Here is a 10804-nt window from a genome sequence, read left to right on the forward strand (position 1 = left end):
CCCGCCCCGCCCGGTGCCAAGGCTACTGGCTTTCGGGCCCGGGGGCAGGACCAACACCGTTACAGGGCGGTTGCGGAGTGTTAGAAACAGATTGCGGTGATCGGTTACTGCGTACACGGGCCACCACCTACCCCCGAACAGGGGGGACATGTCGTTACCGAGCCGTTGCCTGGTGGACCGCGGTCATCACGGCCCGGGGGTCGGTCAGGTCGGGCAGGACGACGACCGCTCCGGCCTCGCGCAGCTGGCCCTCGGTGGTCGAGCCGTTGAGCACCGCGACCGGGGTCGCGCCGCCGATCACGGCGGCGCGCACGTCCGGGGCGGAGTCGGTGATGAAGACCGTCTCCTCCTCGGAGTAGACCCGGCCGCCCTCGCCCGAGGCGTGCAGGCGGATGGACTGGATGAGGCTGGACTTGGGGTAGTTGACCGAGCCGTAGCCGCCGATGGCCAGGTTGAGGTAGGTGTCCAGCCCGAAGGCGACCAGTTTGGCCGTGGCGTTGGCGCGGGTGCTGCCGCTGACCACGGTCTGGACGGTGTCGGGCATGGAGGCCACCGCCGCCAGCGAGGCCGCGGCGCCGGGCATGACGCGGCCCTTGGAGAGCAGCTCGTCCGAGCGGTTGCCGAAGGATTCCTCCAGGGCGTCGAGGAACTCGCCCAGGGAGCCGGTGTCGGGTTCGACGTCGACGTAGTTGCGGGCGCAGAACTCGAAGAACATCTCCGAGTCGGTCCGGCCCGCCGACGAGGTCAGGTAGACGAGGGGCTCACCGGTGACCTTCTCGAAGGCCTCGGCGTAGGCCGCCCTCGTCACCCGTCCCACGTCGAGGAGGGTGAGGTCGATGTTCCATAGCACCAGGCGGCTGATGGCGAACTCCTCGGGGCGCGACGGGGTGGGGCCCCTCCATCTTGCCGTATGGGCGCACAAGGGCGGAAACCTCCGTCCGGGTCCGGCCGGGAGGCGGAAGGGCGGCCGGGCCGGCCCGCGGGCCGGGCTTCACGTCCCCGCCGGCTGAGGTGGGCACGCGTTCGCGCCCCGGCCCCGCCAGCGGGCCGTCGGCCTACGGCCGCGTGGTCGAGGTCTCCTCGACGAGGTAGCGCAGCTCCTGGACCGCGAACCACATCAGTTCGTGGTCCTCCACCGCTCCCGAACCGGGGTCCTGGACGGCCGCCGCCACGTCCGCGACGGCGTCGGCGTCGTCCACGTGCGCCGACGCCAGCTTCTTGAACGGAACGGCCCCGGTGACCCTCACCCGGACCACGCCCCGCCCCGCGCGGCCCGCGCGCTCGACGACCTGGTCGGGCATGTCCGCGGCCAGCACCACCCGTCGCCGGGGAGCGCCGGAGTCGGCCGCCAGCAGCGCCAGCGACTCCCCGGCGGCGGCGTACATGGCCTCGTACTCCGCCTCCTCCACGTCCTCGTCCGGGCCGGGGTCGGCCGCGAACGCGGTCAGCGGCACGCCCTCCAGGCGCCCCTCCTCCAGCAGGCGAGCCAGGGCGGGGATGGTGCTGGGCAGGAAGACGTACATGCGAGCGGCTCTCCAGGATGCGGGATGAACACACCAAGTGTGCCAAACCCCGGGCTCAGGCCGCCCGCTCCCCGGGCACCGGGGGCGCGCCGTCGCCGTCCGGCGCCAGGAAGCGCTCCAGCTCCAGCCGCGTGGTGTCCACGTCGGTGTGCAGGATGCCGGTCATCCCGAGTTCCTCGGCCGTGCGGACGTTGTGCTCCAGGTCGTCGATGAACACGCAGTCCTCGGGGCGCAGGCCGATCCGCTCACAGGTGTGCAGGTAGATGCGGTGCTCGGGCTTGCGCATCCCCACCTCGCCCGAGATCACCACCGCGTCGAAGGTGGTGTCGAAGTGCTCACGGGGATAGCAGTTGCCCCAGGAGTTGGACAGCAGGGCGGTCACGGCCCCGGCGGTCCTGGCCTCGCGCAGGGCCTCGTACATGTCGTGCACGGGGTCGAACTCGCAGAACATGCGGTTGATCAGCCCCTCGGCCACCACCGGGCCGCCGTGCGTGCAGCGCAGCAGGGCCGCCAGCTCGCGCTCGAACACGCAGGTGTCGATCTCGCCCCGCTCCAGCGCGTGCACGAGGTTCTCCCCCTCGACGCTGCCGTCGAAGTAGGGCCGCATGACCTCGTGGTAGTGCTCGACGTCGATGCGGTCGGCGTGCAGCCAGGCCCGGATGCCCACGGGCAGCGGCGGTGTGAGGACACCGCCCCAGTCGCAGATGACCCCTCGCCGGGTGCCGTCCATCCGATCCCCTCCTCCGGTCGTCGGTGACCTCTCCCCCCAGACGCCCGCGGGTCGGGCGGGGAAGCGTTCTTCCCGTTCCCCGCCCGTTTCAACCCCCGGCGAAACCCGGCCGGTCAGGTGGTCAGCCCGGTCCCGATCTCCACGTCGGCCGCGGGGATGTCCACCGGCAGCTTGCCGGAGGGCTTCACCTGTCCGGCGACGACCCGCGCGGCGGCCGCCCGCGACACGTCCATGGACGAGTACACCGCCACGAACGCCTCCGCCTCCGGGAAGGCCGCCAGGTCGTAGGGCGTGCCCTGGGACACCACGACCACCGGCAGCCCCTCGGCGCGCGCGGCCTGGACCAGGCCGCTCTGCTCCGAGGCCCCGCTGCCGCCCCCGGTGCCCACGACCACGGCGTCGGCCCCGCTCTCCACCACGTCGATCCCGGCCTCGGTGAGCGCGGCCGCGATCTGCTCCGCGCCCACCCCCTGGACGCGGACTCCGCTGCCCTCGGCCAGGGGCAGCAGGTCGCCCTCGTTGCGCAGCAGGGTCGCGGAGGCGTCCGCCACGCGCTGGGCGGCCTCGGCGTGCTCGGGGTCCTCCAGGACCGCCGCGGCGCCCTGCGCGTCCACCGGTTCGGCCTCCAGGATCCCGCGCTTCTCCTTGAGCGCCAGGACGCGCAGCACGGACTCGTCGATGCGCTCCTCGGTCAGGCGGCCCTGCTCGACGGCCTCGCGGATCGCGGACACCGCGGCGGCGGGGTCCGGCGGCATGAGCAGCTGGTCCACGCCCGCCTCCAGCACGCGCACGGCGATCTCGCCGTCGGAGTGGCGCTGGCGCACACCCTCCATGTTGAGGGCGTCGGTGGTCACCACGCCGTCGTAGCCCAGCTCGTCGCGGAGGATGCCGTCGATCAGCTCCGGGGAGATGGTGGCGGGCTCGGGGTCCTCGCTCCCGTCCAGCTGCGGCATGAGCACGTGGGCGGTCATGATGGCGTCCACGTCGGCGTCGATGGCCGCCCGGAACGGCGGCAGGTGCCCGGCCTCCCACTGCTCGCGCGGCATGTCGATGACGGGCAGGCCGCTGTGGCTGTCCACGTCGGTGTCGCCGTGCCCGGGGAAGTGCTTGACCACCGACACCACACCGGCGCCGGAGTAGGCGTCCGACTCGGCGACGGCCATCTGCGCGACCAGATCGGGGTCGGATCCGAAGGAGCGGATGCCGATGACCGGGTTGCCGGGGTCGGTGTTGACGTCGGCGTCGGGCGCGTAGTTGAGGTTGACTCCCAGGGCGGTGAGCTCCTCGGCGGTGGTGGAGGCGCGCAGCTCGGCCAGCTCGGTGTCGCGGGTGGCGCCGACGGCCATGGCGTCGGGGAAGCGGGTGCCCACGGGCAGCCGGGCCACCAGGCCCTGCTCCTGGTCGATGCCGACGAACAGCGGAACGCCCCGCCCCTGGTCGGCGGCGAGGTCCTGCACGCCCGCCGACATGGTGGCGATCTGCTCGGCGTCGGTGAGGTTGGCGTCGAAGTAGATGAGGCCGCCGGGCCGGTAGGCCTCGATCTGGGCTGCGTTCTCGGCGGCCGAGGTGCCCTGCGCGGTCAGGACGAGGAGCTGGCCGATCTTGTCGTCCAGGTCCATCTCGGACAGCAGCCGGGGTGCGAGCACGGGCTCGAAGGGCTCGGCCTCGGCCGACGGCTGGGTTGCGCGGTCCTCCTGCGAGGAACCCACCTCCTCTGTGGTGCATGCGGTGGCGATCAGTGCGAGTCCCACGCAGGCCGGGGCCAGGGCGTGCGGAACGGACAGTTTCATGGCGGACTTCATCTCCGGCGAAATCGTGGGTTCGCCGCCGGAGAATACCCGTTGCGGCAGGCCCGGAGGCGGAACCGCCGCCACGCGGGCGCGCGTGGCGGCGGTTAGGGGCCGCGTTGGGCGGGGTGCGCGGGCCCGGGTCCGGGTCCGCGCGCCCTTCAGCCCCAGGTGAAGAGGGCGTCCCCCCGGTCGACCGAGCCGCTGGCCACCTCGCCCAGCGCGTCGGGCGAGGCGTCCAGGGCGACCACCGGGACCACCGACGGCCTCCCCTGCGCGGCCACCGAACCCGGCGACCAGCGGACCACCGGGGTGCCCGCCTCGACCTCGTCGCCCTCGGCGGCCAGGAGGGTGAACCCCTCCCCCGCCATCTGGACGGTGTCGATGCCCAGGTGCACGAGCACGCCCCGGCGGTGGTCGGGCGCCATCACCACGAACGCGTGGGGATGCAGCTTGACCAGGGTCCCCGCGATGGGGGACACGGCGTCCTGGACGCCCTCCTGCCCGCCCTCCTGGCCGGGCTCGGGGTGGACGGCGACCCCGGGGCCGACCATCGACTGGGAGAAGACGGGGTCGGGCACCGTTTCGAGGGACAGCGCCGTTCCGGGCACGGGGGAGAGTACGCGCAGCGTACCGATCACGTCTGGCATGGGGGGTGTCTTCCCTCCCTGGAGGGTTTGATCCTTCCTGGCGGGGCCTATTCGAGCAGGTCCCGAATGTCGTCGGTGAGGACGTCGGCCTCGGGACCGACCACCACCTGGACGACGTTGCCCGAGACCAGCACGCCGTGGGCTCCGGAGGCCTGGAGGGCCTTCTCGTCCACGAGACCGGGGTCGGCCACCTCGGTGCGCAGCCGGGTGATGCAGGCCTCGATGTCCTCGATGTTGTCCGCGCCGCCCAGACCGGCGACGATCGCCGCTGCCTTGTCCGCCATGTGTCCTCCGTGTTCTGCCGTGGAACGGGGTGTACCCGAAACCTGAGGGCGAGCTTAGGGGCGGGGCACCGCGCGCACCAGGGTCGGGGGCCGGACGGGGTGTTGTGCCCCGCTCAGGAGGTCTGCGTGACCTTGTTCAGACCGCGCGGGACGTCGGGGTTGTAGCCCAGGCGGCGGGCCAGGCGCTCGGTGAGCAGCTGGGCGGGGACGATGAGGTTCATCGGGGACACCCACTCGGGCACGTCGGGGACCGGCACGGACACGTCGCTGGCGGCGGCCAGGGCGTCGCCGCCGCCGAAGCCGAAGACCGGCGCCCCGGCGGAGCGGACGCGCTCGGCGAGGGAGACCGTGCCCTGGAGGGTCGGGCCGGTGGGCGCGGCCACCAGCAGCGCGGGGGTGCGCGGGTCCACCACGGCGATGGGTCCGTGCAGCAGGTCGGCGTAGGACAGGCCCATGGCGTGGAGGTAGCAGGCCTCCTTGAGCTTGAGGGCGGCCTCCAGCGCGGTGGAGAAGGCCATGCCGCGGCCGGAGATGACCGCTCCCTGGACCGCGACCATCCGCTCGACGATCTCCTCCAGGGCGTCCGAGGGCGCCGCGAGGGTCTCCTCGATGCCCTCGGAGACGCGGGTCAGGTCGCCGGGGTCCAGGTCGGCGCCCAGGCCCAGGGCCAGGACGGCGAGGGCGGCCAGCTGGGTGCTGTAGGTCTTGGTGGCGGGTACCGCGACCTCGCTCCCGGCCCGGGTGACCAGGGCGACGTCGGCCTCGCGGGCCAGCGGGGACTCCGCGCCGTTGGTGACGCCGACGGTGCGCGCGCCGCAGTCGGCGGCCCAGCGCATGGTCTCGACGATCTCCTCGGTCTTGCCGGACTGGGAGATCGCGACGGCCAGGACGTCGGACAGGTCGATCCGCGCCCCGTAGGTGGTGGCGATGGACGGCGAGCCCAGGGTGGCCAGGCGGCCGGTGTGCGCCTGGAGGAGGTAGCTGCCGTAGACCGCCGCGTTGTCGGAGGAGCCGCGGGCGATGAACAGCACGTGCCTGGTGCGGCGGCCCAGGGCCTCGATCTCGGGGCGCAGCGGCAGGAGTTCGGTGAAGGTGCGGCGCAGCGCCTCCGGCTGTTCGGCGATCTCGGAACGCATCACGCTCGTGGTGGTGGTCATGGAGGGCCCTTCCTGTGGGTGGCGCGGGCGGTGGACGCGGCGGAGCGCGCGCCTCGGCTGGCGGACGGCGGACAGGGGGTCGCGCGTGTGGTCCGGACTCCCGGGCGGACCCCTCGGTCTGCCCTGATAACAGGTGCGAACCGCCTGCCCTTGGGTGGATTGACACGCGGTCGGAGCTGTGGTCTAGTCCGGACTATACCAGTCGCGCCCGAATCGTCCCGGAGGAACCCGGGCCGGGTGCGCCGGACACGCAGGGTCCGTCCGCGCTAAGGTCTGACGCCAACTCCACCCGCCGACCGAGAAGGCCACCCGCTCCATGTCGATCGACCCCAGCAACCCGCTGCCCAAGTACAGCCAACTGCGCGACCTGCTCCTGGACTGGATCACCGCGGCGGGGCTGGGCGTGGACGACATGATCCCCTCCGAGCGCGAGCTCAGCGCCACCTACGGGCTCTCGCGGATGACCGTCCGCCAGACCATCGACCTGCTGGTGGCCGAGGGGCGGCTGTACCGGGTCCCCGGCAAGGGGACCTTCATCGCCCGCCCCAAGATCGAGATGTCCCTGGTGCTGGCCTCCTTCAGCGAGGACATGCGCGCACGCGGCTTCGAACCGGGGGCCCGCGAGCTGATCCGCCAGGTCATCCCGGCGAGCGGGCACACCGCGCGCATGCTGGACATCGCGCCGGGCACCCTGGTGCACCACATCGAGCGCATGCGCACCGCCGACGACGAGCCGATGGCCGTGGAGCGCTCCAACATCCCCGCCGCCATGGTCCCGGGCCTGGAGGACTACGACCTCGCCGAACGGTCCCTCTACGAGGTGCTGGAAAACGAGTTCGACATCCTGTTGGATTCCGGGGAACAGACCATCGAGGCCGGGATCTGCGACTCGGCCGACTCCCGACTCCTCGGCCTGCCAGCTGGGAGCCCGGTGCTGGTGATGCAGCGCCGGAGCTTCGCCAACGGACAGTGCGTGGAACTGGCGCTGTCCACCTACCGAGCCGACCGCTACCAGCTGCACTCCCGGCTGGACCCCCGGCGGCACGGCGACTGAAGTCCCGCGCCCACGAGGCGCGTGTCCGAGGAAGGACCCCCCATGAGTTCGGACCAGACCCCGACACCGACCGCGTCGCAGCCCCCGGGCGGCGACGCGGGCCGGTCCAAGCGCGGCTCGTCCACGCTCGCCGTCCTGCAAAGGCTCGGCCGCAGCCTGATGATGCCCATCGCGGTCCTGCCCGCCGCCGCGATCCTGCTCCGCCTGGGCCAGCCCGACCTGCTCGGCGCCGACGGCCTGGCCGGGCTTTCCGGGATGGGCTGGATGGAGCCGGTCGCGGGCGCCGTCGGCATGGCGGGCGACGCGGTCTTCCAGGCCCTGCCGCTGCTGTTCGCGATCGGTGTGGCGATCGGGTTCGCCAAGCGCGCCGACGGTTCGACCGCCCTGGCCGCGGTCGTGGGCTACCTGGTGTTCGACCGGGTGGCCACCTGGACGATGGTGACCTTCGACGGCGCCACCGGTGACCTGGGGTCGCGGCTGACCACGTACCCGCTGGCGGTGGACCCGGTCACACGCCAGCCCGTCACCGACCCCGAGGCCGTCAACGCGGTCATGCCGGTGATCAACCACGCGGTGAAGAACCCGACCGACGTGCTCGGCGGCATCGCGGTGGGTCTGGTGGCGGCCCTGCTGTGGCAGCGCTACCACCGGATCAAGCTGCCGACCTGGCTGGGCTTCTTCGGCGGTCGCAGGTTCGTGCCGATCGTGACGGCGCTGGCCGGTCTGGTGATGGGCGTGGTGCTCGGCCTGGTCTGGCCGGTCGTGGGCGGATGGATCCAGGACCTGGGCGAGGGCATCATCGGCGCGGGCGCGGTGGGAGCCGGGGCCTACGGGGTGATCAACCGCCTGCTGCTGCCGCTGGGCCTGCACCACGTGGTGAACTCGTTCATCTGGTTCGTGTCGGGCACCTACACCGCTCCCGACGGCACCGTGGCGCACGGAGAGATCACCCGCTACTTCGCCGGCGACCCGGACGCGGGCGGTCTGCTGTCCGGGTTCTTCCCGGTGCTGATGTTCGGCCTGCCCGGTGCGGCGCTGGCGATGTGGCTGGCCACGCCCAAGGCCCGGCGGACGCAGATCGGGTCGATCATGATCCCCGCGGCGCTGACGGCCTTCGCGACGGGCATCACCGAGCCGGTGGAGTTCGCGTTCATCTTCGTGGCCCCGGCGCTGTTCGCGGTGCACGTGGTGCTGACCGGCATCTCGATGGCGGTGCTCAACGCGCTGGACGCCCAGTTGGGCTTCGGGTTCTCGGCGGGTCTGATCGACATGCTGTTGAACGCCACCAAGGACAACACCCAGGGGCTGGGGGTGATCCTGTTGGTGGGCCTGGTGTACTTCGCGGCCTACTTCGGGATCTTCTACCTGCTCATCACCCGCTTCAACCTGCCCACGCCGGGCCGGGAGCGCGACCCGGACGAGCCGGGCGAGACCGTGCGGGCGCGCACCGGGGCCGACACGGGTGAGGACCCGCCGGGGGCCGGGGGGACCGCCGGGGGCGGGACGGGCTCGTCCGGCTGACCCGCCGGGACGCCCGAGGGCCCGCGGCCCGAAACCCGTGCACGGGTTTCGGGCCGCTCGTGTCGGGGCATCCGACGCACCAGACCGCATTCATCGGCCTCCCGGGAGGTGGGCGATGTTCAGGAAGGACGTGGCGGAGGGCATCCACTGCGTGCGGGACGGGTACGTCAACTGGTTCATCGTCGAGGACGAAGGGCTGCTGACGATCGTCGACGCCGGGGTGGGGGGCTCGTGGGACTCCCTGCGGCGGGCCCTGATGCTGCTCGGGCGGCAGCCCCGGGACATCCGCGCCCTGGTGCTGACGCACGGGCACTTCGACCACCTCGGGTTCGCGGAACGGCTCCGGTCCCGGATGGGCGTTCCCGTCCACATACACGAGAACGACGTTCCGCTCACACGGCATCCCCGCCAGTACGGGCACGCGCGTGCCCGTACCCCCTACTTCCTGACGCAGGTGAAGGCCTTTCCGATGGTCGCCTCGTTCGTGGGGCGGCGGGCGTGGTGGCCGAAGCCGATCAGGGAGGTACACCGCTTCCGGGACGGCGAACTGCCGGTGCCCGGGGCGCCGCGGGTCGTTCCCACCCCGGGCCACACGCTCGGCCACTGCGCCCTGCACTTCCCGGACCGCGGAGCGGTCATCGCCGGCGACGCCGTGGTGACCCTCAACCCGTACCGGGGCACGTACGGACCGCAGATCGTGTCGGGAGCGGCGACCGCGGACGAGGAGCGCGCTCTGGCGTCGTTGGGCGCGATCGCGGACACGGGAGCGCGGACCGTGCTCGTGGGACACGGCGAGGAGTGGCGGGACGGTGCGGAGAGGATGGCCGAGCTCGCCCTTCGGCACGGCCCCTCCTGACACCGCGACGGCGTCGCGGGGACGGTCGGCCCGCGCCCTAGAGGAGGCGTTCGGCCAGCAGGCCCACGCCGATGACGATCATGGCGGCCCCGGAGAAGCGGCTGACGGCGCGCGCGGCGGCGGGGCGGGTTCCCAGCACCGTGCGGGCGAGCACGCCCACGCACAGGTAGACCGCCCCGCAGCTGGCCGTGTGCACCAGGCCCAGGGCGCCGATCTGCGCGGCCATCGGCCACCCGCCCGCGGGGTCGGTGAACTGCGGCAGCAGGGCCAGGAACAGCAGCAGCGCCTTGGGGTTGAGACCGCTGACGCCGGTGCCGGTCAGCACCCGCGAGCCCCAGGAGGAGGGCACCGCGGCGCCGCCCGCTCCGGGCACCGCGGGACGGGCCAGGGTGGCCGCTCCGAGCCACACCAGGTAGACGGCGCCCGCCAGGGTCAGGCCGGTGAGCACGGCCGGTGTGCTGGCCACCAGCGCCGCGACCCCGCCCGCCACGACCCCGGTGAGGGCGACGTAGCCCAGCAGCAGCCCGGACACCGCCGGGAGCACCGAGCGGTCCCTCAGCCCGGCGGAGATGGTGTAGGCCCAGTCCGCCCCCGGCACCAGGATCAGCAGGACCGACACCGTCCAGAACGCCGCGACCGAAGCCGGTTCCACGGCCACCCCTCTCCTCGAAACTCCTGTTCAGAGGGGAAGAGTAGCCACAAAACGCCCGAAAATGGTTCCACTTCTTGCGGCTGGAACCGCCGCTGGTGGAAGAATCTCCTCCATGGACAACGTCGACCGGAAGATTCTTGCGGAACTCCAGGAGGACGGCCGTCTGAGCGTCACCGAACTGGCCCACCGCGTCGGGCTCAGCGTCTCCCCGTGCCATCGCAGACTGCGCGAACTCGAACGCGCCGGGGTGGTCAGCGGGTACCGCGCGGTCGTGGACGCCGAGGCGGTGGGTCTGGGCTTCCAGGCGCTGGTCTTCGTCACCATGCGCCAGGAGGACCGGGACACCGTCGCGGCCTTCGAGCGGGCGGTCGAGGACATCCCCCAGGTCGTCCAGGCCGAGCGCCTGTTCGGCGACCCCGACTACCTGCTGCGCGTGGTCAGCGCCGACCTGGCCGCCTTCCGTGTGCTCTACGACGAGTCGCTGGCCACCCTGCCCGGCGTCCAGCACCTGAGTTCGACGCTGGTGATGAAGCACGTCGTGCGGGAGCGGCCCCTGCCCGCCTGAACCCGGGTGCCCGTGTCCGGGCGGC

At 72.5% G+C, this 10804-nt stretch carries 11 protein-coding genes and 1 pseudogene; 4 read left to right on the plus strand and 8 right to left on the minus strand.

The annotated features are described in order from the left end of the window. Nucleotides 1–154: 154 nt before the first annotated feature. The 7 genes and pseudogenes from NDAS_RS18445 to NDAS_RS18475 all read right to left on the minus strand — a co-directional run bounded on the left by NDAS_RS18445 (nucleotide 155) and on the right by NDAS_RS18475 (nucleotide 6131). The gene (locus NDAS_RS18445; RefSeq protein WP_026338138.1) at nucleotides 155–850 is read right to left on the minus strand and encodes an HAD family hydrolase; all 696 of its coding nucleotides are present in this window, start codon (nucleotides 848–850) and stop codon (nucleotides 155–157) included. Between the two features lie 205 nt (nucleotides 851–1055). Beyond that, complete coding sequence (locus tag NDAS_RS18450; RefSeq protein WP_013154732.1) at nucleotides 1056–1523, minus strand: DUF6912 family protein; 468 nt, start codon at nucleotides 1521–1523, stop codon at nucleotides 1056–1058. 55 nt (nucleotides 1524–1578) lie between these two features. Beyond that, nucleotides 1579–2253, minus strand: a complete 675-nt coding sequence (locus NDAS_RS18455; protein WP_013154733.1) for an HAD family hydrolase — start codon at nucleotides 2251–2253, stop codon at nucleotides 1579–1581. A 113-nt stretch (nucleotides 2254–2366) separates the two neighbouring features. After that, nucleotides 2367–4043 (minus strand): glycoside hydrolase family 3 protein, encoded by a 1677-nt coding sequence (locus tag NDAS_RS18460; RefSeq protein ID WP_013154734.1) that lies wholly within the window; start codon nucleotides 4041–4043, stop codon nucleotides 2367–2369. Between the two features lie 158 nt (nucleotides 4044–4201). Continuing rightward, on the minus strand, nucleotides 4202–4690 hold the full coding sequence (locus tag NDAS_RS18465) for a PTS sugar transporter subunit IIA (protein ID WP_013154735.1): 489 nt from the start codon (nucleotides 4688–4690) through the stop codon (nucleotides 4202–4204). A 47-nt stretch (nucleotides 4691–4737) separates the two neighbouring features. After that, a pseudogene (locus NDAS_RS18470) lies at nucleotides 4738–4986 on the minus strand (glucose PTS transporter subunit EIIB); the annotation flags it as partial. Nucleotides 4987–5087: 101 nt separating this feature from the next. Beyond that, complete coding sequence (locus NDAS_RS18475; protein WP_013154737.1) at nucleotides 5088–6131, minus strand: SIS domain-containing protein; 1044 nt, start codon at nucleotides 6129–6131, stop codon at nucleotides 5088–5090. Between the two features lie 316 nt (nucleotides 6132–6447). Between NDAS_RS18475 and NDAS_RS18480 the strand changes: the two genes are divergently transcribed. The 3 genes from NDAS_RS18480 to NDAS_RS18490 all read left to right on the plus strand — a co-directional run bounded on the left by NDAS_RS18480 (nucleotide 6448) and on the right by NDAS_RS18490 (nucleotide 9562). Further along, nucleotides 6448–7185: a GntR family transcriptional regulator gene (locus NDAS_RS18480; RefSeq protein WP_013154738.1), complete on the plus strand. Its 738-nt coding sequence runs from the start codon at nucleotides 6448–6450 to the stop codon at nucleotides 7183–7185. A gap of 42 nt (nucleotides 7186–7227) precedes the next feature. Then, entirely contained in the window at nucleotides 7228–8706 is a 1479-nt protein-coding gene (locus NDAS_RS18485) for a PTS transporter subunit EIIC (protein WP_013154739.1), read from the plus strand. A 115-nt stretch (nucleotides 8707–8821) separates the two neighbouring features. Continuing rightward, nucleotides 8822–9562, plus strand: a complete 741-nt coding sequence (locus NDAS_RS18490; protein WP_013154740.1) for an MBL fold metallo-hydrolase — start codon at nucleotides 8822–8824, stop codon at nucleotides 9560–9562. Between the two features lie 37 nt (nucleotides 9563–9599). Here NDAS_RS18490 and NDAS_RS18495 read toward each other — a convergent pair whose 3' ends face one another. Beyond that, nucleotides 9600–10220 carry a LysE family translocator gene (locus NDAS_RS18495; protein ID WP_013154741.1) on the minus strand — a complete coding sequence of 207 codons (621 nt, stop codon included), beginning with the start codon at nucleotides 10218–10220 and terminating at the stop codon, nucleotides 9600–9602. Nucleotides 10221–10326: 106 nt separating this feature from the next. Between NDAS_RS18495 and NDAS_RS18500 the strand changes: the two genes are divergently transcribed. Continuing rightward, nucleotides 10327–10779 carry an Lrp/AsnC family transcriptional regulator gene (locus NDAS_RS18500; protein ID WP_013154742.1) on the plus strand — a complete coding sequence of 151 codons (453 nt, stop codon included), beginning with the start codon at nucleotides 10327–10329 and terminating at the stop codon, nucleotides 10777–10779. Nucleotides 10780–10804 lie beyond the last annotated feature (25 nt).

This window comes from Nocardiopsis dassonvillei subsp. dassonvillei DSM 43111, from assembly GCF_000092985.1.
In the GTDB taxonomy this organism is placed as follows: Bacteria; Actinomycetota; Actinomycetes; order Streptosporangiales; family Streptosporangiaceae; genus Nocardiopsis; species Nocardiopsis dassonvillei.